17 protein-coding genes and 4 tRNA genes are annotated in these 23603 nt (G+C 71.9%); 9 read left to right on the top strand and 12 right to left on the bottom strand.

What is annotated here, in order from left to right; genetic code table 11:
* Positions 1-151 precede the first annotated feature (151 nt).
* The 3 genes from SNOUR_RS21425 to SNOUR_RS21415 all read right to left on the bottom strand — a co-directional run bounded on the left by SNOUR_RS21425 (position 152) and on the right by SNOUR_RS21415 (position 3908).
* Positions 152-2437 (bottom strand): DEAD/DEAH box helicase, encoded by a 2286-nt coding sequence (locus SNOUR_RS21425; RefSeq protein WP_067349642.1) that lies wholly within the window; start codon positions 2435-2437, stop codon positions 152-154.
* Between the two features lie 230 nt (positions 2438-2667).
* Entirely contained in the window at positions 2668-3399 is a 732-nt protein-coding gene (locus tag SNOUR_RS21420) for a hypothetical protein (RefSeq protein WP_174717889.1), read from the bottom strand.
* Between the two features lie 158 nt (positions 3400-3557).
* Complete coding sequence (locus SNOUR_RS21415) at positions 3558-3908, bottom strand: metallopeptidase family protein (protein WP_067349637.1); 351 nt, start codon at positions 3906-3908, stop codon at positions 3558-3560.
* A gap of 94 nt (positions 3909-4002) precedes the next feature.
* Between SNOUR_RS21415 and SNOUR_RS21410 the strand changes: the two genes are divergently transcribed.
* The 4 genes from SNOUR_RS21410 to SNOUR_RS21395 all read left to right on the top strand — a co-directional run bounded on the left by SNOUR_RS21410 (position 4003) and on the right by SNOUR_RS21395 (position 6001).
* Complete coding sequence (locus SNOUR_RS21410; protein ID WP_067349634.1) at positions 4003-5646, top strand: metallophosphoesterase family protein; 1644 nt, start codon at positions 4003-4005, stop codon at positions 5644-5646.
* 83 nt (positions 5647-5729) lie between these two features.
* Positions 5730-5802, top strand: a tRNA-Glu gene (locus tag SNOUR_RS21405).
* A 46-nt stretch (positions 5803-5848) separates the two neighbouring features.
* A tRNA-Asp gene (locus SNOUR_RS21400) sits at positions 5849-5923 on the top strand.
* 4 nt (positions 5924-5927) lie between these two features.
* Positions 5928-6001: transfer RNA gene (locus SNOUR_RS21395), tRNA-Phe, on the top strand.
* Between the two features lie 196 nt (positions 6002-6197).
* On the opposite strand, the gene SNOUR_RS21390 is transcribed toward SNOUR_RS21395, so the two are convergent.
* Complete coding sequence (locus tag SNOUR_RS21390; RefSeq protein ID WP_067349631.1) at positions 6198-7274, bottom strand: ABC-2 transporter permease; 1077 nt, start codon at positions 7272-7274, stop codon at positions 6198-6200.
* Positions 7275-7501: 227 nt separating this feature from the next.
* Between SNOUR_RS21390 and hrpA the strand changes: the two genes are divergently transcribed.
* The 3 genes from hrpA to SNOUR_RS21375 all read left to right on the top strand — a co-directional run bounded on the left by hrpA (position 7502) and on the right by SNOUR_RS21375 (position 12127).
* A complete protein-coding gene (gene hrpA / locus SNOUR_RS21385) occupies positions 7502-11521 on the top strand; it encodes an ATP-dependent RNA helicase HrpA (protein WP_079142813.1) in 4020 nt (1339 codons plus the stop codon).
* A gap of 108 nt (positions 11522-11629) precedes the next feature.
* Positions 11630-11704, top strand: a tRNA-Asp gene (locus tag SNOUR_RS21380).
* 186 nt (positions 11705-11890) lie between these two features.
* Positions 11891-12127: a DUF6274 family protein gene (locus tag SNOUR_RS21375; protein ID WP_067349628.1), complete on the top strand. Its 237-nt coding sequence runs from the start codon at positions 11891-11893 to the stop codon at positions 12125-12127.
* Between the two features lie 533 nt (positions 12128-12660).
* Here SNOUR_RS21375 and bldC read toward each other — a convergent pair.
* Together bldC and SNOUR_RS21365 are read right to left on the bottom strand one after the other, a co-directional pair.
* Positions 12661-12867 carry a developmental transcriptional regulator BldC gene (gene bldC / locus SNOUR_RS21370; protein ID WP_003980577.1) on the bottom strand — a complete coding sequence of 69 codons (207 nt, stop codon included), beginning with the start codon at positions 12865-12867 and terminating at the stop codon, positions 12661-12663.
* 502 nt (positions 12868-13369) lie between these two features.
* On the bottom strand, positions 13370-14206 hold the full coding sequence (locus SNOUR_RS21365) for a DUF8083 family protein (RefSeq protein ID WP_067349625.1): 837 nt from the start codon (positions 14204-14206) through the stop codon (positions 13370-13372).
* Positions 14207-14411: 205 nt separating this feature from the next.
* On the opposite strand from SNOUR_RS21365, the gene SNOUR_RS21360 reads away from it, so the two are divergent.
* Positions 14412-15515 carry a Leu/Phe/Val dehydrogenase gene (locus SNOUR_RS21360; RefSeq protein ID WP_067358590.1) on the top strand — a complete coding sequence of 368 codons (1104 nt, stop codon included), beginning with the start codon at positions 14412-14414 and terminating at the stop codon, positions 15513-15515.
* 310 nt (positions 15516-15825) lie between these two features.
* Positions 15826-16071 (top strand): DUF3073 domain-containing protein, encoded by a 246-nt coding sequence (locus SNOUR_RS21355; protein WP_067349622.1) that lies wholly within the window; start codon positions 15826-15828, stop codon positions 16069-16071.
* Positions 16072-16190: 119 nt separating this feature from the next.
* Here the strand turns inward: SNOUR_RS21355 and purM are convergent, their stop codons facing one another.
* The 6 genes from purM to purS form a co-directional block, all read right to left on the bottom strand.
* Positions 16191-17261: a phosphoribosylformylglycinamidine cyclo-ligase gene (gene purM, locus SNOUR_RS21350; RefSeq protein ID WP_067349617.1), complete on the bottom strand. Its 1071-nt coding sequence runs from the start codon at positions 17259-17261 to the stop codon at positions 16191-16193.
* Positions 17262-17294: 33 nt separating this feature from the next.
* Positions 17295-18854, bottom strand: a complete 1560-nt coding sequence (gene purF / locus SNOUR_RS21345; protein ID WP_067349614.1) for an amidophosphoribosyltransferase — start codon at positions 18852-18854, stop codon at positions 17295-17297.
* Positions 18855-19392: 538 nt separating this feature from the next.
* Positions 19393-20190, bottom strand: a complete 798-nt coding sequence (locus SNOUR_RS21335) for a maleylpyruvate isomerase family mycothiol-dependent enzyme (protein ID WP_067349609.1) — start codon at positions 20188-20190, stop codon at positions 19393-19395.
* Positions 20191-20354: 164 nt separating this feature from the next.
* Positions 20355-22628, bottom strand: a complete 2274-nt coding sequence (gene purL, locus SNOUR_RS21330; RefSeq protein WP_067349606.1) for a phosphoribosylformylglycinamidine synthase subunit PurL — start codon at positions 22626-22628, stop codon at positions 20355-20357.
* The gene (gene purQ, locus SNOUR_RS21325) at positions 22625-23329 is read right to left on the bottom strand and encodes a phosphoribosylformylglycinamidine synthase subunit PurQ (RefSeq protein WP_067349602.1); all 705 of its coding nucleotides are present in this window, start codon (positions 23327-23329) and stop codon (positions 22625-22627) included. The genes purL and purQ overlap by 4 nt, the downstream gene beginning before the upstream one ends.
* Complete coding sequence (gene purS / locus SNOUR_RS21320; protein WP_016573038.1) at positions 23326-23589, bottom strand: phosphoribosylformylglycinamidine synthase subunit PurS; 264 nt, start codon at positions 23587-23589, stop codon at positions 23326-23328. The genes purQ and purS overlap by 4 nt, the downstream gene beginning before the upstream one ends.
* Positions 23590-23603: the final 14 nt, after the last annotated feature.

Raw genomic sequence — 23603 nt, 5'->3', positions numbered from 1 at the left:
GCGCCCCGCAACGCGCCAACACGCGCGCCGGCGGCCCTCGCGCCCGACGCCCCAACGCACAGGGCCCGTACGGCACTTCCGTGCGGTACGGGCCCTGAGAAGGCCATCAGGCTAGGGGCGGCGCTCCGTCAGGAGGCCAGCCACCGCCGGATCAGCTGTTGCGCTTCCAGCGCGGCTTGTCCTCGCGGCGGCCGAAGCCGGACGCGCTGCCGGAGCCGCGGTGGTCGTCCCGCCGGCCGTACGGGCGCTCGCCGCCGGAACGGTAGCCGGAGACCGGCCGGCCGCCGGTGCGGTCGTCGCGGTTGAACGGACGGTCGCCGCCGCCGGAACGGTAGCCGCCGGTGGGGCGCCCGCCGCGGTCGTCACGGCCGAACGGACGGCTCGGACGGTCGCCGCGGTCCCGGTGGAAGCCGCCGCGCTCGCCGCCACGGTCGCCGCCGCGGTCGTCACGACGGTCGTCGCGGCGGTCGAAGGAACGGCCGCCACGGTCGTCCCGACGGTCCCGGTCACGGTCCCGACCGAACCCACCGCGGTCGCCACCGCGCTCGTCACGACGCTCGAAGGAACGGCCGCCACGGTCGTCCCGACGGTCCCGGTCACGGTCCCGACCGAACCCACCGCGGTCGCCACCGCGCTCGTCACGACGCTCGAAGGAACGGCCGCCACGGTCGTCCCGACGGTCCCGACCGAACCCGCCACGGTCGCCACCGCGCTCGTCACGACGCTCGAAGGAACGGCCACCGCGGTCGTCCCGACGGTCCCGACGCTCGAAGTTCCCGCGCTCGTCCCGGCGCTCGCCGCGCCGCTCGTCACGACGGTCGTCCCGGCGCTCGTACGGCCGGCGGTCGCCCGAACCGGCCTGCGCCGGCACCGCGGCCTCCGCCGCCGCCTCGGCCACCGCCTCGGCGGCCGCCTCGGCGGTCACCGCCAGCGCCTCCGCCGGGTCCTCGCCGCGCTCGCGGGCGGCCCGCGCGGTCAGCCGGTCGGCCTCCTCGCGCAGCTCGGTGGCGCGGCGCTGGAGCCGCTCCAGCTCCTTGGCCAGGACGCCGACCTCGCGCTCCGCCTGCTTGGCGGTGTTGTTCGCCGAATCGGCCTGGACCTCGGTGAGCGAGCGCGCACCGGTGATCCGCGCCAGCTCCTCGTCGAAGGCACCGGCGCCGCCGACGATGTGGCGCGAGGCGTCCACGCCCGCGTCCTCCATCAGGCGGAAGATCTGCCGGCGCTGGTGCGGCAGCGACAGCGAGACGACGGTGCCGGACTGGCCGGCGCGCGCGGTGCGGCCCGAGCGGTGCAGGTAGTCCTTGTGGTCACCGGCCGGGTCGACGTTCAGGACCAGGTCGATGCCGTCGACGTGGATGCCGCGGGCGGCGACGTCGGTGGCGACCAGAGCGTTGAGGTAGCCGTCCTTGAAGTCCGCGAGCACCCGGGTGCGGGCGCCCTGCGTCATGCCGCCGTGCAGCGCGTCGGCCGTGACGCCGGCCTCGATCAGCTGCTCGGCGACCCGCTCGGCGCCCAGCTGGGTGCGGACGAAGATGATGGTGCGGCCCTTGCGGGCGGCGATCGCGGCGGTGACCGGCGCCTTGTCCTTCGGCTTCACGACGAGGACGTGGTGGGTCATGGTCGTGACGTTGCCCTGGGCGCTGTCGACCTCGTGGCTGACCGGGTTGGTCAGGTAGCGCTTGACCAGCGTGGAGATCTCGTTCTCCATCGTGGCCGAGAACAGCATCCGCTGGCCGCCGTCGGGCACCTGGTCCAGCAGCTCGGTGACCTCGGGCAGGAAGCCCAGGTCGGACATCTGGTCGGCCTCGTCGAGGACGGCGACCTGGACGTCCTCCAGGGAGCAGGCGCCACGGTTGATGATGTCGCGCAGCCGGCCCGGAGTGGCGACGAGGATGTCGACGCCGCGTTCCAGGGCGTAGATCTGGTTGCCCATGGACGTACCGCCGCAGACGACCTTCATCTTCAGGCCGAGCACGTCGCCGTAGGGCTGGAGGGCGTCCGCGACCTGCATCGCGAGCTCGCGGGTCGGGGTGAGGATGACCGCGCGCGGCTTCTTCTTCTCGGTGCGGCCGTCGGCCAGGCGGGCCAGGGTCGGCAGACCGAAGGAGAGCGTCTTGCCGGAGCCGGTGCGGCCGCGGCCCAGGATGTCCTTGCCGGCCAGCGCGTCCGGGATGGTCGCGGCCTGGATCGGGAACGGGGTGGTGACGCCGTTCTGGGCGAGCTTGCGGACGACGCCCTCGGGCAGCCCGAGGTCCGCGAAGGTCACGGTGTCGGCGTCGGCGTCCTCGGCGCGGTCGGTGTCGACGTCGGCCTCGGAGACGACGTCCGCCGCAGCGGTTGCCTCGACGGGCTCGACGGTCTCGACGGCCTCGGAGACCGGCTGCGCGGGCTGCTCGTCGTGTGCGGGCAGGACGGACTGATCAGGGGAAACGGACATGCGAAATGCGAAACCTTCCGGAGTCTCGGCACGCGCCCACAACTCCGTGTGATTTCACAAAGACCGCCTCAATGCGGTCAGCCACGGCAAGGGAGAGAACGCGCCACGCGGCGCGCTGTGGTCAGGGCGCCGGGCAAATGGGATCAAACGATCTACCACCATACGCACCTCACCCCCCGCAAAGCAAATGCTCCCCCCGACCGCCCCTCCCCGCCCGGCCCGCCCGCCCCTCAGGCGTCCCACTCCACCTGCGGCGACACCGGCGAGGACAGCGAGGAGACCCCGGCCCCCGACTCGGACGCGTGCGCGGCGCCCGAGGACTTCTGCGAGAACTTCGACGGGGCCTGCGGCACAAGCGGCGACGGACCGGACGCGTGGACGCCGCCGCCCGGCGACGCGGAACCGCCGGACGGCCCGCTCGGCGGCACGCTCGGCGAGCCGGAGCCCGGCGCGCCGGGCGGGGACGACGGGTGGCCGGGCCGGGACGGCGAGGGCTGCGCGGGCCCCGACGGGCCGTCCGTGCCGGGGGTCCCGCCATGGGCCGGCCCCGGCTGCGGGCCGGACGGCCGGGCCGGCGGGGGCGCCTTCGACGCCGAGGCCGACGCGGACGGCACCGCGCTCGGCGACGCCCCGGCATCACCCTCGCGGCCCGTCCCGGCGTCCCCGCCCGCCGGCCTCGCGGGCCCGCCGTGGCCGGTCCGCCGCGAGCCGTTGCCCCGCCCGTCGGCGGCCGACCCACCGGGGCGGGCGGCCTTCCCCTTCCCGTCGCCGGGGCGGGCGACGCTGCCCGACGGCGCGGGGTGCCCGGGGTCGCTGACACTCATGCAGCCGGCCAGCGAGGCGGCCAGCGCGGAGACGGTCACCGCCGCGACCGCGAACCGCGCCCTCGCGCGCACGGGCGGCGGGGGCGCCGGCGCCCTGGCGGTGGTGGGGTCGGCGGTGGACGACGGGCGAGGGGGCATCGGGTGCACGGGCGGGACCTCCGGATCCGGAGCGCAGGGACGGCGTCGGACGCCCTGCCCAACTCCCGCCCCCCGCTTGAGGACACGCGGCGGCGGACACCCCCGCCCCGACCGCCCGCCGGCCCCGCGTGGTGCGCCCGGGCCGGCCCCGGCGTCCCTCAGCCGTAGCCGAGCGCGTGCAGCCGCGCGTCGTCGATGCCGAAGTGATGGGCGATCTCGTGAACGACCGTCACCTCCGTCTCCGCGACCACGTCTTCCTTCGTGTCGCACATCCGCAGCGTCGGCCCCCGGTAGACGGTGATCCGGTCCGGCAGGACACCCGCGTACCACTCGCCGCGGTCGGTGAGCGGGGTCCCCTCGTAGAGCCCGAGCAGGTCGGGGTCGTCGGCCGGGGGCTCGTCCTCGACGAAGACCGCCACGTTGTCCATGAGCCGGGTCAGCTCCGGCGGGATCCGGTCCAGCGCCTCGGCGACCAGTTCCTCGAACTCCTCGCGCGTCATTTCCAGCACGCCACCATTGTCCGCCACCGCTCCCCGTCGCCGGGCGCGCGAGCGGAGCCACCCCCTCCCGCATAACGGACGGCACAGCGGGCATAGGGGACCAATGGCCCGCGCCGCGCGCTCCCGGACATCGCCCCCCGACCCGCCAGGCCGCCCCCGCCTCCGTCTGCCCGGCCCCCGCCGCCGCCCCGCCGTACGCGACCGGTCCGGCGCCGCGGGACGGCCGCCCAGCGCCCTCCGCCGCCGCGTCCGCCGTCCGGCCCCGGACAGCACGCTCGCGCCGCCCACACGCTCGTACACCCGGGCCCTCGGCCTGCTATCCGTCAGCCTGTTCGGCGCCTGGCTGGGGCTGTTGCTCCTCGGCGACGTCCGGGCGCCGGTCGGCCCGATGGACACCACCATGGCGCTGCGCCCCGCGCTGACCGGCGGCACCCGGATCACCGTCCCGCCCCTGGGCGCCCTCGAACTGGACAGCCACCGCGCCCCCGTCCGTCTCGACGTCGCCGTCGACCGGCTGGACCCGGTCCGCTCCGCCGCGCTGGTGGACCACCCGGAGCGCTTCGCCGGACTCCAGCAGCAGGTCACCCGAGACGTGCTGCGCGGCGCCGCCGGCCTGGTGGTGACCTCCTGCGCCGCGGTCGCCGGCGGCGCCACCGCGCTGGGCCTGGTCGTCTACCGCCGCCCGCGGCGCGCCCTGGCCGCCGGCGGCCTCGCGCTGACCCTGCTCACCGCCTCCGGGGCCGCCGCGTACGCCACCTGGAACCCCAAGTCCGTACTGGAACCGCGGTTCTCCGGACTGCTCTCCTCGGCCCCGTCCGTGGTCGGCACGGCGCGCAGCATCGTCAGCGAATTCGACGTCTACCAAAAGGAGTTGGCGCGCCTGGTCACCAACGTCAGCAAGCTCTACGACGCCGCCTCGACGCTGCCCGCCTACCGGCCGGACCCGACCACCCTCCGCGTCCTGCACGTCTCCGACATCCACCTGAACCCGGCCAGCTGGCACATCATCGCCTCCCTGGTGAAGCAGTACCGGATCGACGTGATCATCGACACCGGCGACACCATGGACCACGGTTCGGCCGCCGAAAACCATTTCCTGGACCCGGTCGCCACCCTCGGCGCCCCGTACGTGTGGGTCCGCGGCAACCACGACTCGCGCACCACCCAGCGCTACCTGGCCGGCCGCCGGCACGTCACCGTCCTCGACGACGGCCGGATCACCCAGGTGGCCGGGGTGCGCATCGCGGGCGTCGGCGACCCGCAGTTCACCCCGGACCGCTCGGCGGTCGCGGCCGGCGACGCGGCCGAGCGCACCGCCGGCGGCCGACTCGCCGACGCGCTGCGCACCCAGCGGCTGGCCGGCACCCCGGTCGACATCGCGCTGGCCCACAACCCGACCGCGGCGGCGGAGGCGGACGGCCTGGTCCCGCTGGCCCTGGCGGGCCACCTCCATCAGCGCGTGATCAGCACGCTCCCCCAGGGCACCCGGCTGATGGTCGAGGGCTCCACGGGCGGCGGCGGGCTGCGCGCCGTCCAGGACAAGCAGCCCGCGCCCGTCCAGGCGTCGGTGCTCTACCTGGACCGCACCACCCGACGGCTCCAGGCGTGGGACGAGATCACGCTGGGCGGGCTGGGGCTGACGCGCGCCGAGGTCAGTCGACACCTGCCCCGCGAGAACCAGCCCGGGGCACCGGACGGCACCCCGTCCCCGGGCCGGTCGGCGACACCCTCCGACCGGCCCGGGTAAACCGTTTTGGCGAACGGTCCTCCCATCCCATATGCTTCTCACGTCCCCGAGGGGGCCGGCAACGGCACCAAGGCGGGCCATCAGCCCTCATCGTCTAGTGGCCCAGGACGCCGCCCTTTCAAGGCGGTAGCACGGGTTCGAATCCCGTTGGGGGCACGCACCACCGTGTGCGAGACTGGTTCACGCCACTCGCACAATGCAAGGTCCTGTGGAGCAGTTTGGAGTGCTCGCCACCCTGTCAAGGTGGAGGCCGCGGGTTCAAATCCCGTCAGGACCGCTGCGGCTGGGTAGCTCAGTTGGTACGAGCGTCCGCCTGAAAAGCGGAAGGTCGCCGGTTCGACCCCGGCCCCAGCCACACCCATTGGGAGAAGGTCCCGGTTCGTTCACGAACCGGGACCTTCTTCTTTTCCCGTCTTCGTCTCCCGCCGCCCGGGAATCTCCCGGAGAAAAATTCCGCGCGGGTTTTTTCTTTCAGGGGTCTCTTCGGGGATCTCTTCGGGGATCTCTTCGGGAAGTCACTCCTGTCTGCGTGCCGGGCGGGGCCGGCCGCCTCAGGCGCCGGCGGCGTGTGCGGGGGCGGGGGCCGGTTCGCGACCGCCCGGGTGGCGGTGCCGCCCGATCCAGAAGACCGTGCAGGAGACCGCCGACCAGCCGGCCAGCACCAGGAACGGGAAGGCGTGCTGGTGGCCGCCGAAGTAGACCGCGGTGTGCTGGGCGTTGACCGAGGCGCCGGGCGGCAGCCAGCGGCCGATGTGGCCGAGGACGGACGGGAGCAGCGGCCAGGAGACCGCGCCGCCGGACGAGGGGTTGCCCAGGAGGACCATCAGGCCCCAGGTGGGGATCATCGCCCAGCGGCCCATCAGGGTGTTGAACATCGTGAAGACCATGCCGGAGGTGAACATGGTCAGCGCGAGGATCATCCAGGACCCGACCAGCGGCAGCCGCAGCGCACCCAGCCACCAGTCGACCACCGCGACGACGGCGAAGCCGCCGAGCAGGGCGTAGGCGACGGTGAAGGCGATCCGCTCGGCCGGGTCGAGAGCGCGGGCGTGCACGCTGAGCTGGATGGCGCCGACGAAGCCGATGATCACGGCCGCCAGGGAGATGTAGAAGAGCGCCAGGCCGCGCGGATCGCCCCGCTGCAAGGGATTGATGTCCCGGACCGTGACGTGCACGCCGGTGGCCGGGCCGACCTTGGCGGCGGCGTCGGCCAGCAGTTGGGCGACCGACGCGCCCGAGGCGCCGGACACGTCCAGTTCCACGCCGGTGCCGCGGGCCCGCAGCACCGCGAACTCGCGCTGGTCGTCGACGGCGTTCCGGGCGTCGGCGTAGGTGGCGTACCCGGTGAGCTGGAGGGGAGCGGCCAGGGCCCGTTCCATGCCGGCGACGAAGGTCCGCTGCTGCGGGGCTGCGGGGGCGACCACGGCGGTGGGGATGCGCCGGGGGGTCGGGTTGGCCATCGCGTAGGTGTAGGAGCCGGCGAAGAGGCCGGCCGCCGCGGCGAGGATGAACATCAGGACGACCGCGGGGAGGAACGGCGATCTCTTGAAGCCGGCCCAGTGCTCCGACCAGGTCCGGGGCCGGCCGTGCGCGCCGTGCGGGACGGTGTCACCTTCGTGATCACGCATGGGAAACACGCTAAGCCACCGATGTCGGACATACCGCCCGAGGTCTCGCCTCCTGGTCGTCGGGGCCCTCCCGACCGGCCCGAGGCCCCTCCCGGCGGGCCCGGACCGCGGCGCCCGGACCGCCGCCGACCCGGCCGGCGGGGATCCTCCCAGGTGGGGAGCCGGTCCGGCCGCCGCCGAGAAATGGTTCGCCAGTCTTTTCCGCGAGGTGAGATCCTGGGGGACGTATGTCCAGTCAGCCTGCCTCCGCCCTGTCCGACGGTGCCGCCCCCACGCTGCCCTCCCTGCTGAAGCGACTTCCCGAGCTGATGCTGCGCGACCAGCAGCGGCTGGGGCGCCGGATCGACGGCGCGCGCCGGATCCGCAAGCCCGAAGCCCGGGCGGCGGTGCTCGCCGAGATCGCCGCGGGCCTCGACGAGGCGGAGCTGCGCGTGGCGCAGCGGCGCGCCGCGATGCCGGCGGTGAGCTATCCGGAGGAACTCCCGGTCAGCCAGAAGAAGGACGAGATCCTGGCGGCCGTCCGCGACCACCAGGTGGTGATCGTCGCGGGCGAGACCGGCTCCGGCAAGACCACCCAGATCCCCAAGATCTGTCTGGAGCTGGGGCGCGGCGTCCAGGGGCTGATCGGGCACACCCAGCCGCGTCGGATCGCGGCCCGTACGGTCGCCGAGCGGGTGGCCGAGGAGCTGAAGACGCCGCTGGGCGAGGCGGTCGGCTGGAAGGTCCGCTTCACCGACCAGGTCGGCGACGACACCCTCGTCAAGCTGATGACGGACGGCATCCTGCTCGCCGAGATCCAGACGGACCGGGAGCTGCGCCAGTACGACACGATCATCATCGACGAGGCGCACGAGCGCAGCCTCAACATCGACTTCATCCTGGGCTACCTGGCGCAGCTGCTGCCCAGGCGCCCGGATCTGAAGGTCGTCATCACCTCCGCGACGATCGACCCCGAGCGGTTCTCCCGGCACTTCGGGGACGCGCCGATCGTCGAGGTCTCCGGGCGGACGTACCCGGTCGAGGTGCGCTACCGGCCGCTGCTGGAGGAGGGCGGCCAGGACCCCGATCGCGACCAGATCACCGCGATCTGCGACGCGGTGGACGAGCTCCAGGCCGAGGGCCCCGGCGACGTCCTGGTCTTCCTCTCCGGTGAACGGGAGATCCGCGACACCGCGGACGCACTGAACAAGAAGAACCTCCCCGCCACGGAGGTGCTGCCGCTGTACGCCCGGCTGTCGCACGCCGAGCAGCACCGGGTCTTCCAGCGCCATACGGGCCGGCGGATCGTGCTGGCCACGAACGTGGCCGAAACCTCGCTGACCGTCCCCGGCATCAAGTACGTGATCGACCCGGGCATGGCCCGGATCTCCCGGTACAGCTTCCGCACCAAGGTGCAGCGGCTGCCCATCGAGCCGGTGTCGCAGGCCAGTGCCAACCAGCGCAAGGGCCGCTGCGGCCGGACCAGCGACGGCATCTGCATCCGGCTGTACTCGGAGGACGACTTCCTCACCCGCCCGGAGTTCACCGACGCGGAGATCCTCCGGACCAACCTCGCCTCCGTCATCCTCCAGATGACCGCGGCCGGCCTCGGCGACATCGAGAAGTTCCCGTTCATCGACGCGCCGGACCGCCGCAACATCAAGGACGGCGTCGATCTGCTGCGCGAGCTGGGCGCGCTGGACACCGCGCAGCAGGACACCCGCAAGCGGCTGACCCCGCTGGGCCGCAAGCTCTCCCAGCTGCCGGTGGACCCGCGGCTGGCCCGGATGGTGCTGGAGGCGGAGCGCAACGGCTGTGTCCGCGAGGTCATGGTGATCGCGGCGGCGCTGTCCATCCAGGACCCGCGGGAGCGGCCGTCGGACAAGCAGCAGCAGGCCGACCAGCAGCACGCCCGCTTCAAGGACGAGGCGTCGGACTTCCTGGCGTTCCTCAACCTCTGGGGCTACGTCCGCGAGCAGCAGAAGGCGCTGTCCTCGTCCGCCTTCCGCCGGATGTGCCGATCGGAGTTCCTGAACTACCTGCGGATACGCGAATGGCAGGACATCTATTCGCAGCTGCGGACGGTCGCCAAGAGCATGGGCGTCCACCTGAACGAGACGGACGCGGCGCCGGAGCACATCCACACGTCATTGCTCTCCGGTTTGCTTTCGCACATCGGACTCAAGGACACGGACGCCAAGAACGAGTACCTGGGCGCCCGCAGCGCGAAGTTCGCGGTGTTCCCCGGCTCCGCGCTCTTCAAGAAGCCGCCGCGCTGGGTGATGTCCGCGGAGCTGGTCGAGACCTCCCGGCTGTGGGCGCGGGTGAACGCCCGGATCGAACCGGAGTGGATCGAGCCGCTGGCCCAGCATCTGGTGAAGCGGAACTACAGCGAGCCGCACTGGGAGCAGAAGATGGCCGCGGTGATGGCGTACGAGCGGGTGACGCTCTACGGCGTCCCGATCGTGGCCCAGCGCAAGGTCAACTACGGGCGGATCGACCCCGAGGTCTCCCGTGACCTGTTCATCCGGAACGCCCTGGTCGAGGGCGACTGGCGCACCCACCACCAGTTCTTCCATGACAACCGCAAACTCCTCGGCGAGGTCGAGGAGTTGGAGCACCGCGCCCGGCGCCGCGACATCCTCGTCGACGACGAGACGCTCTTCGACTTCTACGACCAGCGGATCCCGGCGGACGTGGTCTCCGGAGCGCACTTCGACTCCTGGTGGAAGAAGCAGCACCGGGAAGACCCGGACCTGCTGAACTTCGAGCACTCGATGCTCATCAACGAGTCCGCCGAGGCCGTCACCAAGGACGACTACCCGGACTCCTGGCGGCAGGGGAAGCTGAAGTTCAAGGTCACCTACCAGTTCGAGCCGGGCGCGGACGCGGACGGCGTGACCGTCCACATCCCGCTCCAGGTCCTCAACCAGGTCGCCTCCGAGGGCTTCGACTGGCAGATCCCGGGCCTGCGCGAGCAGTTGGTGACCGAGCTGATCCGTTCCCTGCCCAAGCCGATCCGCCGCAACTACGTCCCGGCGCCGAACTTCGCCGCCCGTTTCCTGGACACCACCGTCCCCCTCCAGGGCGCCCTGACGACGTCGCTGGCCGCCGGCCTGCAGCGGATGGTGGGGGTACCGGTGGAGGCCGCGGACTTCGACCTCACCAAGGTCCCGGACCACCTGAAGATCACCTTCCGGGTGTACGACGCCGCCTCCAACAGCGGCTCCGCCGCGGGCCGCCGCAAGCTCGCCGAGGCCAAGGACCTGGAGGCGCTGCGGCTCCAGCTGAAGCCGAAGACCCAGGCCGCCATCTCCCGGGCCTTCGAGCAGGCCGCCGAGCGGCCCGGCAAGGACCGCAGGGGCGGCCGGCGGGAGACCCCGCTGGCCGGTCCGGAGCAGCGCACCGGCCTGACGTCCTGGACGGTCGGCACGCTGCCGCGCACCTTCGAGACCCGCCGCACCGGCCAGCCGGTGAAGGCGTACCCGGCGCTGGTAGACGAGGGCAGCAGCGTCGCGGTGCGGCTCTTCGACACCGAGGCCGAGCAGCTGTCGGCCATGTGGGCCGGCACCCGCCGCCTCATCCTGCTCAACATCCCCACCAACCCTGCCAAGTTCGCCCAGGACAAGCTCAGCAACCAACAGAAGCTGGCGCTCTCCCGCAACCCCCACGGCTCCATCGCGGCGCTCTTCGAGGACTGCGTGACCGCCGCCGCGGACCGGCTGATCGCGGCCCGGGGCGGCCCGGTGTGGGACGAGGAGTCGTTCCGCAAGCTGTTCGAGGCGGTGCGGGCCGACCTGGTGGAGGCGACGCTGAAGACCATCCAGCAGGTGCAGGAGGTGCTGGCCGCCTGGCAGGCGTGCGAGCGCCGGCTGAAGGCGACCGCCTTCCCCTCGCTGCTGCCGTCGCTGGCGGACGTCAAGGAGCAGCTGGCCGCGCTGATCAAGCCGGGCTTCGTGACCGCGCACGGCGCCAAGCGGCTGCCGGACCTGATGCGCTACCTGGTCGCCGTCGACCGCCGCCTGACGCAGCTGCCCACCAACGCCGAACGGGACCGCAGCCGGATGGCGAAGGTGAAGGAGATGCAGGACGAATACGCCTGGCTGCTGGAGCAGTTCCCCCAGGGGCGTCCGGTGCCGGCCGCGGCCCGGGAGATCCGCTGGATGATCGAGGAACTCCGGGTGAGCTACTTCGCGCACGCCCTGGGGACGGCCTACCCGGTCTCCGACAAGCGGATCATGAAGGCGGTGGACGCCGCGGCGCCGTAGCGCCGACCCGGTCACCGGGGCGGCCGCCGGGACCGAGTTCGACCGCACCCCCTGACCTGCTGTAGAGTCTTGCTTCGCAGCCCGCCGCAAGCGGGAGGCACAAAGCAAGGTCCTGTGGAGCAGTTTGGAGTGCTCGCCACCCTGTCAAGGTGGAGGCCGCGGGTTCAAATCCCGTCAGGACCGCATTTCACGGCCCGCACCGTTCTCCGGTGCGGGCCGTTGCGTTATCCGGATGCGCGGGCCCGGCGCCGGCGGGCCCGGTACGGGGATGGCCCGAAGGTGCGGGCCGGGGCGGACGGCCGTCTTGACGGCGGCACCTGCCGCCGGTACTCACTCAGCAGAAGGCGTGGGGCCGGGAGGTGGCGTGCGATGACGACCGCGGTACGGCACGAGACCAGGGCGCTGCTACGCGCCCATCTGTCGGCGGCCCTGCGCTACGGCTACCGCCATCGGACCCACCACTGCCCCGTCTGCCATCAGCTGCTGCGGCTCGCCATGGAGCCGCACGGCGCCCGCTCCGGGCCCGCGGCGCCCCCGGCCGCCCCGGCCCCCTCCCGGGCCGCCTCCGAGCCGCCGGCGGAGGACGAAAGTCCCGCCGGCGGGTGACCAAGGACGCCTGCGCCACCGGGCCCGGGGTGGAAGGCTGTTGAGAGAAGAGCGGCGGGAAGGCGCTATACCCCAGCACCGTTCACCCTTCAAGCACCCCGCGATGTGACGGGAGTCACCGAACAAGTTTCGCGAGATGGGGAACTCGCCGCCCCCCTGTCACCCGTCAATTTAATATGTGCAATTGCACTACCCGCATGGCATTCCGGAACAAGGTCGCCAGGTCCGGCCTGACGGGCCCTCTCAAAGCCCCTGAGGGCGCCCTGACGCCCCTACCGAGGTCGGTCGGCGCCAGGGTGACCCGAGCGTCGCGAGCGGCCCGGGAGCGGCCGCACACAAAAAGAGATCGCGCCGGACCCGGCGGAGTCCAGCGCGATCGATGACGTACCCGCATGAAGTGGGTGTGGGGCCTGTTGGGGCAGGCACCGCGTCGTATGAGCTCTGTTGGAGCGTGGTGAAGCAGGTGGAGCTGTGACGCAAAAACGGGCGTTTCCGGGTTGGGGGGCCCGAAAACAGCCTGGTTATGCGGTTATTCAGGACTCGCTGCGCTGCTGCGGAATGCCCGCGAGCAGTGCGCGGACCTCAGCCTCGCGGTAACGCCGGTGTCCTCCGAGCGTGCGGATGGACGTGAGCTTGCCTGCCTTGGCCCAGCGGGTCACCGTCTTCGGGTCCACGCGGAACATCGTGGCAACCTCGGCGGGGGTAAGCAGCGGCTCGGCGTCAGGGGTGCGAGCGGTCATGAGCGGCCTCCTCGGGAGAACCGAACCATCACGGTTCTTTCCTCTAAATTCTGCACCTTGACCCACGTTGCCCGAAATGGCGGACGCGGGCCGAGTCGGTTATAGGACGAACGGCTTGTCCTCGGCACTACAACTACACCATCTGTCCAGCCACGTCGGCCAAACCGATGGAATTGCCCTCTCAGGTGTTCAACCTCGGCGGATGCCGATGGACCATGCCATAGCGGACAGTCACACCCCCGTGACGATCAGTCACAACGTGTCCAGCCGCCACGAGACCCCTCAAGGAGCGCAATACCGATCTATCCGCCCTTAGTTGGACGGAAGGAGCCCAAGTCAGGCTCCTTGTCCTATTTTGGCACGAGGGTGCGCCTTGGGAGCAAGACCCGAAGTCAGTGCTTTAGGTCACGCTTGGGGGAATAGCCCGGATCGGGACCTACGTCCCGTACGCCCGGCCTGCGGGATCTCCGCGGCCGGCAACTCCGTCCCGGACCCCCGGCGTTCAGCTGGAGAACTGGCGTTCGCGCAGCACGCGCCACCGCTGCGAGAGCTTCTCGTACGCGGCGTCGGCCCGCTCGCCGTCCCCCTCGCGCAGCGCCGCCAACCCCTCCGCCACCTCCGCGACGGAACGGTCCTCGGCGAGCTGCCCCTCGGGCACCGCGTGCACCAGCCCTCCGTAGTCCAGCTCCACGAGCGAACGCGGATGGAACTCTTCGAGCCAGCGCCCCACATCTACCAGGCCGTCGATCAGCGGCCCCTCTTCCAGGGCATCCCGAAGCGTACGCAGTCCGCGCGCGACCCGTCGGCGCGCCTGCGCCATCGGCGTGCGGTAACGCAACAGAGCCGCGGGGTCACCCTTCGCATACTCCCGCTCGGCGTCGTCGAAGAGGACGAACCAGCGCACCGGGACGTGCCAGGTGGCGGCGCGGATCCACGGCCGGGCGTCCGGGTTGCGCTCGCGCCACCGCTCGTAGTCGGTGGCCGCCTGCCGGCGCACCACCGGGGGCAGCGCGGCGTCCAGCACCGAGGCCGGCAGCAGCTCCTCCAGGCCCTGGAGCGCCTGCCAGCCGCGCAGCCGGGTGCGCCAGGGGCAGACGCAGGTCACGCCGTCCACGACGGCGACGAAGGCGTCGCCGCTCTCGTGGACCGGCACCGGCACCGGCGGCGTCGGCAGCAGGTCGGCGAGGGCCCGGCGCTGCTCCTCGACGGCGGTGGGGGTGTCGTCGCGCCGGGCGTAGCGCGCCCAGTGGGAACGCTCCGGCTCGGGGAACGCCGCCAGCGGCTCGTAGACCCGCAGATACGCCACATACGGGACCCGTACCGACGACGCCAAGGCCACGCCCGCCCTCCAAGGGAAAGTCCACCGCGCGGAGTTGCCTTCCCCCGCCCGGCCCGGATACGGCAGATCGTCCCACGCCCGTCCCCCGGGAGAGGGTGATCCTCCCGACCTGACCGATCAACCCGCCCTCCAGGATCTACGCTCGTCCCAACCGGCCCTCCCCACCCTCAGGAGGGCGTCCTTCGCGACTATGGGAGTCACCACCGTGACCGACGTACGTCCTGCCCCTGCAGATGCCGCCGGCGGCGTGCTGCAGACCCTGTTCCGCACGGAGCAGGGCGGCCACGAGCAAGTCGTTCTCTGCCAGGACCGGGCCACCGGCCTCAAGGCCGTGATCGCCCTCCACAACACCGCCCTGGGCCCCGCCCTCGGTGGCACGCGCTTCCATCCCTACGCCTCCGAGGACGAGGCCGTGTTGGACGCGCTGAACCTCTCGCGCGGCATGTCGTACAAGAACGCCCTGGCCGGGTTGGACCACGGCGGCGGCAAAGCGGTGATCATCGGTGACCCCGAGCTGATCAAGACCGAGGAACTCCTGCTCGCCTACGGCCGGTTCGTGGCGTCCCTCGGGGGCCGCTACGTCACCGCGTGCGACGTCGGCACCTACGTCGCCGACATGGACGTGATCGCCCGGACGAACAGGTGGACCACCGGGCGCTCGCCGGAGAACGGCGGCGCCGGCGACTCCTCCGTGCTGACCGCCTACGGCGTCTTCCAGGGCATGCGGGCCTCGGCCCAGCACCTGTGGGGCGACCCCACGCTGCGCGGCCGGAAGGTCGGCATCGCGGGCGTCGGCAAGGTGGGCCACCACCTGGTCGAGCACCTCCTCAAGGACGGCGCCGAGGTCGTGGTCACCGACGTCCGGGCCGAGTCGGTGGAGCGGATCCTCGCCCGGCACCCCCGGGTGACCGCCGTCGCCGACACCGACGCGCTGATCCGCACCGAGGGCCTGGACGTCTACGCGCCGTGCGCCCTGGGCGGCGCGCTGAACGACGTCTCGGTGCCGGTGCTGACCGCGAGGGTGGTCTGCGGCGCGGCCAACAACCAGCTCGCGCACCCGGGGGTGGAGAAGGACCTCTCCGACCGCGGCATCCTCTACGCCCCGGACTACGTCGTGAACGCCGGCGGCGTGATCCAGGTGGCCGACGAACTGCACGGCTTCGACTTCGACCGGTGCAAGGCCAAGGCCGCGAAGATCTTCGACACCACGCTGTCGATATTCGCTCGTGCGAAGGCGGACGGCATTCCGCCGGCCGCCGCCGCCGACCGGATCGCCGAGGCCCGGATGGCGGAGGCGCGTCACCCCTGACCGAACCCGGTCCACGTGGCCGGAAACACACCCTTGTGCGGCCCCTGGCGGGTGGTTGGCGAGACATCCCTCACCACCCGTCGGCGGGTCGCCGTACAGGACAGGTTAAAATCGCAGTTGACCAGCGTGGACGGGGCGCCGCGCCGGTCATGCCGAGCGGTGGGTGATGCGGGCGACGTACCGTATGGCCGCGGAAGCAGGTACCGTTAAAGCCCTAGGGGCCGGTCTCTCTTTTGAGAGCCCGCTCTGAATCATGAACGCGTGTCAAGACTCTGGGGCCGACGAGCCCCGTCACTGAGGGGGTCGACCCATGGGGCGCGGCCGGGCCAAGGCCAAGCAGACAAAGGTCGCCCGCCAGCTGAAGTACAGCAGCGGTGGGACGGATCTCTCGCGACTGGCCGACGAGCTTGCATCGCAGTCGAACCAGCAACCTCCGAACCGAGAGCCGTTCGAGGATGACGAGGACGACGACCCGTACGCGCAGTACGCAGATCGCTACAACAGCGAGGACGACGAGGACGAGGGCCACTCCTCCCACCAGCGTCGTCGCGCCTGACACTCTGCGCGCTCGCGGGGCTGATAGCACCATCGAGAACCCGGTCCAGGGAATTCCCCGGACCGGGTTCTCTGCTGCGCGCGGGGCCACCGGGCCGGTGCCCCCGCGCGGCGGCGGTGTCAGCTCGCGTAGTCACCGGTGAGGGTTGCTGCCTCCGCGTGATCGCCCCGCTCGACGATCTCGCCGCTGACCCAGGCGTCCACACCGCGGTCGGTGAGGGTGGTCAGGGCCACGTCCACCGACTCCGGCGGGACGACGGCCATCATGCCGACGCCCATGTTCAGGGTCTTCTCCAGCTCCAGGCGCTCCACCGAGCCGGCGGTGCCGACCAGGTCGAAGATGGCGCCCGGCGCCCACGTGGCGCGGTCGACGGTGGCGTGCAGGCCGTCCGGGATCACCCGGGCCAGGTTGTTGGCCAGGCCGCCGCCGGTGATGTGCGAGAAGGCGTGCACCTCGCTGGTGCGGGTGAGGGCCAGACAGTCCAGCGAGTAGATCTTGGTGGGCTCCAGCAGCTCCTCGCCGAGGGTGCGGCCGAGCTCGGGGACCTCCTGGTCCAGGGACAGCCCGGCCCGGTCGAAGAGGACGTGGCGGACGAGGGAGTACCCGTTCGAGTGAAGTCCGGAGGACGCCATCGAGATCACCACGTCGCCCTTACGGATACGATCCGCGCCCAGCACCCGGTCGGCCTCGACCACACCGGTGCCGGCGCCGGCGACGTCGAACTCGTCCTCGCCCAGCAGGCCCGGGTGCTCGGCGGTCTCGCCGCCGACCAGCGCGCAGCCGGCCAGCACACAGCCCTCCGCGATGCCCTTGACGATCGCCGCGACCCGCTCCGGGTAGACCTTGCCCACGCAGATGTAGTCGGTCATGAACAGCGGCTCGGCGCCGCAGACGACCAGGTCGTCGACGACCATGGCGACCAGGTCGTGGCCGATGGTGTCGTAGACGCCCATCTTGCGGGCGATGTCGACCTTGGTGCCGACGCCGTCGGTGGCCGAGGCCAGCAGCGGACGCTCGTAGCGCTTGAGCGCGGAGGCGTCGAAGAGACCGGCGAAGCCGCCGAGACCGCCGACGACCTCGGGACGGGTGGCCTTGGCCACCCACTTCTTCATGAGGTCCACGGCGCGGTCGCCGGCTTCGATGTCGACACCCGCGCTCGCGTAGCTGGCACCGGTTGATTCAGCGGACATGGCTGAGAACTTTCGTTTGGGTGGGTACGAGCTCTACGGGCGACGCAGTGCGTCAGCGCCGCCGACCCCCGCGGTGAGCGTCCGGACGCCGTCCACGTCGGACGCGGCCGGGGCCTTGGTCTCGGACTCCAGAAGGTGCTTCCCCAGCAGCTCCGGGTCCGGCAGCTCCATCGGGTACTCGCCGTCGAAGCAGGCGCGGCACAGCTTCGGCTTGTCGATCGTGGTCGCCTCGATCATGCCGTCGATGGAGATGTACGCCAGCGAATCGGCGCCCAGCGACTTGCCGATCTCCTCGACGCTCAGCCCGTTGGCGATCAGCTCCGCGCGGGTGGCGAAGTCGATGCCGAAGAAGCACGGCCACTTGATCGGCGGGGACGAGATCCGGATGTGGACCTCGGCGGCGCCGGCCTCGCGCAGCATCCGGACCAGGGCGCGTTGGGTGTTGCCGCGGACGATCGAGTCGTCGACGACCACCAGGCGCTTGCCGCGGATGACTTCCTTGAGCGGGTTGAGCTTGAGGCGGATGCCCAGCTGGCGGATGGTCTGCGAGGGCTGGATGAAGGTCCGGCCGACGTAGGAGTTCTTGACCAGGCCGGAGCCGTAGGGGATGCCGCTGGCCTCGGCGTACCCGACGGCGGCCGGGGTGCCGGACTCCGGGGTCGCTATCACCAGGTCCGCGTCGGCGGGCGCCTCGGCGGCCAGCTTGCGGCCCATCTCGACCCGGGAGAGGTAGACGTTGCGGCCGGCGATGTCGGTGTCCGGGCGGGCGAGGTAGACGTACTCGAAGACGCAGCCCTTGGGGCGGGCCTCGGCGAAGCGCGAGCTGCGCAGGCCGTTCTCGTCGACGGCGATCATCTCGCCGGGCTCGATCTCCCGGATGAAGCTGGCACCGCAGATGTCCAGGGCGGCGGTCTCGGAGGCCACCACCCAGCCACGCTCCAGGCGGCCGAGGACCAGCGGGCGGATGCCCTGCGGGTCGCGGGCGGCGTAGAGGGTGTGCTCGTCCATGAAGCACAGCGAGAAGGCGCCCCTGACCTTCGGCAGGACGCGCGGCGCGGCCTCCTCGACGGTCAGCGGTTTGCCGTCCTCGTCGACCTGTCCGGCCAGCAGGGCCGTGACCAGGTCGGTGTCGTTGGTCGCCGCGACCTGGGTGGCCCGGCCGCCCTCGCGGGGCAGCGCGGCGACCATCTCGGCCAGCTCGGCGGTGTTGACCAGGTTGCCGTTGTGGCCGAGCGCGATCGATCCGTGCGCGGTGGCGCGGAACGTCGGCTGGGCGTTCTCCCACACCGAGGCACCGGTGGTGGAGTAGCGGGCGTGGCCCACGGCGATATGGCCTTGGAGGGAACCGAGGGAAGTCTCGTCGAAGACCTGGGAGACCAGGCCCATGTCCTTGAAGACGAGGATCTGGGAGCCGTTGCTCACCGCGATGCCCGCGGACTCCTGTCCACGGTGCTGCAGCGCGTACAGCCCGAAGTAGGTGAGTTTGGCGACCTCTTCTCCCGGGGCCCAGACACCGAAGACGCCGCAGGCATCCTGGGGGCCCTTCTCACCGGGGAGCAGGTCGTGGTTGAGTCGTCCGTCACCACGTGGCACGCACCAGAGTCTAGGGCAGGTCGCCGATTCATCCGAACCGGGGATGGCCGTCGAGCTGGAGGAGTGCATGAATGGGGCGTTAATCCCGCTTGACGTGCCCACGGCCGTCCGGCCAGGTTTTCCGCCCGTGCAGACCCCGCAGCCCTTGGCGCGCCTGGCGTGTCACCGGGTGTCCCGCCTCGCGCCGCGCCCCGTGCGGCGCCGCCACGCCGACCTCGGCCGCATGGCCGGCGCGATCCGTCTTCGCGGGTGAGCGTGATGGCCGCGGGCCGCGCCTGATGCCGCGCCGCCGCCTCTGAGCTGCGCTTTCGTGTTTCCGCCCGGTCTTCCGCCAGGGCCTCGCCGGGCGCTTTGCCGCTTGACATCCGTAATGTCGGATGTCCTGTCGGTGTGAGATGCGCGACGTTCCGCCGCCCGCCCGTTCTCCCGCCGTCGCCGGGCGCCGATGCCCGGCATCACGGTCAAAACGACCTGCCCGGAGAGCCGCACCGATGCCTTCCGTCGACCCTGCCCGCTCGGCGCCCGCTCCGCGCCCGGATCAGCTCATGACGGGCAGCAGGTCGCCCAGATCGGCCCGTTCGCCGCTGGCGCTGACCGTCGCCGCGTCCACCGCGGCGGCCCAGGCCAGCCGGCCGGTGGCCAGCCGTATCCAGGTCAGCGGGTCGGTCTCGACGACGTTGGGCGGGGTGCCGCGGGTGTGCCGGGGGCCCTCGACGCACTGCACCACGGCGAACGGCGGCACCCTGACCTCGACCGATCCGCCGGGCGCCTGGGCGGCCAGCGCGTCGGCCAGCAGCCGGGTGGTGGTGGCCAGGGCGTGCCGGTCGAAGGGGATCTCCTGGCCGAGGGCGTCGGCCAGGTCGTCGGTGTGCACGACGAGTTCGAGGCAGCGGGTGACGAGATGGTCGCCGAGCAGCATCGCGGCGGGCCGGCAGGCGATGACCCGGTCGTCCCGCTCGGACGGCACCGTCGCGGCGTACTCCTCGGCGGCGCGCTCCAGCAGCTCCACCGGGTCGCTCCCGGCCGCGAGTTCGCGGACGGACTCGGCGGCGCCGGCGGCGAACCGCGCGGTCATGGACGGCCAGTCCTGGAGGGTGAGCTCCGCCGCGGCCGGGGCCGGCAGCCGCAGGGCGCGGGCCGCGCTGCCGACCGCTATGGACAGATGCGCGACCAGCTCCCGCACCGTCCAGTCGCCGAGCCGGGTCGGCAGCGCCAACTGCTCGGGCGTCAGGGCCCCGACGACCCGGAGGATGTGGGCGCACTGGGCGGTGACGGCGGCGCGGGTCCTGGCCGGGTCGTACCGGCGGGCACGCGGTGCGCGGGCAGCGGGAGACATACACCCAGCGTAGGCGGCACCACCGACAGCCCGCCCGGAATTCCGCGCGCCGGCGCGGGCGGCCGGGCGTCGGCGGAAACGGCGGAGCGGCCCGCCAGACACTCCTGGCGGGCCGCTCCGGCGCGGACACAACGGGGCGCGCATCCGGCCCCGTTGGCACGGCGCTAGGCGATCAGCCCCGGGATGGTCGCCTCATGGGCCGCCCGCAGCTCGGCCAGCGGGATGCTGAACTGCTCCTGGAGGGCGAGCTCGTCGCCGTCGACGACACCGATCCGGGTGGCCGGCAGCCCCCGCGCACCGCACATGTCGGTGAAGCGGAGCTCCTCGCTGCGCGGCACCGAGACGATCGCCCGGCCCGCCGACTCGGAGAAGAGGAAGACGAACGGGTCCGCCGCGTCGGGGACGACCACCCGGGCGCCCTTGCCGCCGCGCAGGCACGACTCCACCAGCGCCTGGACCAGGCCGCCGTCGGAGAGGTCATGCGCCGCGTCGATCATGCCGTCGCGGGAAGCCGAGATGAGGATCTCGGCGAGCAGCCGCTCACGCTCCAGATCGACCTTCGGCGGCAGCCCGCCGAGGTGCTCGTGCACCACCTGCGACCAGGCCGAACCGCCCAGCTCCTCGCGGGTGTCGCCGAGGAGGTAGAGCAGCTGGCCCTCCTCCGAGAAGCCGACCGGCGTGCGGCGGGTGACGTCGTCGATGACACCGAGCACCGCGACCACCGGGGTCGGGTGGATCGCCACGTCACCGGTCTGGTTGTACAGCGAGACGTTGCCGCCGGTGACCGGCGTGCCCAGCACCTGGCAGCCGTCCGCGAGACCGCGGGTGGCCTCGGCGAACTGCCACATCACCGCCGGGTCCTCGGGCGAACCGAAGTTCAGGCAGTCGGAGATCGCCAGCGGCCGGGCGCCGGAGGCGGCGACATTGCGGTACGCCTCGGCCAGCGCCAGCTGCGCGCCGGCGTACGGGTCGAGCTTGGCGTACCGGCCGTTGCCGTCGGTGGCGACCGCGACGCCGAGGTTGGTCTCCTCGTCGATCCGGATCATGCCCGAGTCCTCGGGCTGCGCCAGCACGGTGTTGCCCTGGACGAAGCGGTCGTACTGGTCGGTGATCCACGCCTTGGACGCCTGGTTGGGCGAGCCGACCAACTGGAGCACCTGGGCGCGGAGTTCCGCGGCGTCCGCCGGGCGCGGCAGCTCGGCGGCGTCGTCGGCCTGGAGGGCGTCCTGCCACTCCGGGCGGGCGTACGGCCGGTGGTAGGTCGGGCCCTCGTGGGCGACCGAGCGCGGCGGGACGTCCACGATCTGCTCGCCGTGCCAGAAGATCTCCAGCCGCGAGCCGTCCGTCACCTCACCGATGACGGTGGCGATGACGTCCCACTTCTCGCAGATCTCCAGGAAGCGGTCGACCTTGTCCGGCTCGACGATCGCGCACATCCGCTCCTGCGACTCGCTCATGAGGATCTCCTCGGGCGAGAGCGAGGAGTCGCGCAGCGGAACGGTGTCCAGCTCGACCCGCATGCCGCCGGAGCCGGCGCTGGCCAGCTCGCTGGTGGCGCAGGACAGCCCGGCGCCGCCGAGGTCCTGGATGCCGGCGACCAGCTTCTCCCGGAAGATCTCCAGGGTGCACTCGATGAGGAGCTTCTCCTGGAACGGGTCGCCGACCTGGACGGCGGGCCGCTTGGTGGGCTTGCCCGTGCCGGAGGCACTGTCGCCCGCAGTGTCGAAGGTCTCGGAGGCCAGCACCGAGACGCCGCCGATGCCGTCGCCGCCGGTCCGGGCGCCGTAGAGGATGACCTTGTTGCCGGCACCGGACGCCTTCGCCAGGTGGATGTCCTCGTGCTTCATCACGCCCACGCAGAGCGCGTTGACCAGCGGGTTGCCCTGGTAGCAGGGGTCGAAGACGACCTCGCCGCCGATGTTGGGCAGGCCCAGGCAGTTGCCGTAGCCGCCGATGCCCGCGACCACGCCCGGCAGGACGCGCTTGGTGTCGGGGTGGTCGGCGGCGCCGAACCGCAGCGGATCCATCACGGCGACCGGGCGGGCGCCCATCGCCAGGATGTCGCGGACGATGCCGCCGACGCCGGTGGCCGCGCCCTGGTAGGGCTCGATGTACGAGGGGTGGTTGTGCGACTCGACCTTGAAGGTGACCGCATAGCCCTGGCCGACGTCCACGACGCCGGCGTTCTCGCCGATGCCGACGAGCAGCGCGTCGTTCTCGGGGGCCTTCTCGCCGAACTGCTTCAGGTGGACCTTGCTGCTCTTGTAGGAGCAGTGCTCGGACCACATCACCGAGTACATGGCCAGCTCGGCGCCGGTCGGACGCCGGCCGAGGATCTCCCGGATCCGCGCGTACTCGTCCTCCTTGAGGCCGAGTTCGGCCCAGGGCTGGTCGGCTTCCGGGGTCTCGGCTGCGTGCTTGACGGTGTCGAGGCTCATGCGTTGACCAGCTTCTTCAGGATCGAGGTGAAGAACCCGAGGCCGTCGGTGCGGCCGGTGCCGATGAGCGGCTCGACGGCGTGCTCGGGGTGCGGCATCAGGCCGACGACATTGCCCGCCTCGTTGGTGATGCCGGCGATGTCGCGGAGCGAACCGTTGGGGTTTCCGTACCCGTCGGCGGTCGGGCCGTCGGTGACGTAGCGGAAGGCCACCCGGCCCTCGGCCTCCAGCATGTCCAGCGTCCGCTCGTCGGCGACATAACGGCCGTCGATGTTCTTCAGCGGAATGCTGATCTCCTGGCCCTGCGCGTAGTCGCTGGTCCAGGCGGTCGCGGCGTTCTCCACCCGCAGCTTCTGGTCGCGGCAGATGAAATGCAGGTGGTTGTTGCGCAGCATCGCGCCGGGCAGCAGGTGGGTCTCGGTGAGGACCTGGAAGCCGTTGCAGATGCCCAGGACCGGCATCCCCGCCCGGGCCTGTTCGATCACGGTCCCCATCACCGGCGAGAACCGGGAGATCGCGCCGGCCCGCAGGTAGTCACCGTACGAGAACCCGCCGGGCAGGACCACGGCGTCGACCTGGTGGAGGTCCTTGTCGCGGTGCCACAGCGGCACCGCCTCGGCCCCGGCCGCCCGGACCGCGCGCTGGGTGTCGCGGTCGTCGAGCGTGCCGGGGAAGGTGATGACTCCGACCCGAGCTGTCATGACTCGGCCCGCACGGCTTCGTCGACCCGGACGGTGAAGTCCTCGATGACGGTGTTGGCGAGGAAGGTCTCGGCCATTTCATGGATACGGGCGAGGGCGGCGTCGTCGACCGGACCCTCCACCTCAAGTTCGAAACGCTTGCCCTGACGGACGTCGGCGATCCCCTCGAAGCCCAGGCGTGGCAGTGCGCGCTGCACCGCCTGCCCCTGCGGGTCGAGGATCTCCGGCTTGAGCATGACGTCGACTACGACGCGTGCCACTGGCACTCCCGGTG

This window comes from Streptomyces noursei ATCC 11455, assembly GCF_001704275.1.
In the GTDB taxonomy this organism is placed as follows: domain Bacteria; phylum Actinomycetota; class Actinomycetes; order Streptomycetales; family Streptomycetaceae; genus Streptomyces; species Streptomyces noursei.
The sequence above is the reverse complement of the archived record's forward strand: the minus strand, read 5'-3'. Positions and strand labels throughout refer to the sequence as shown.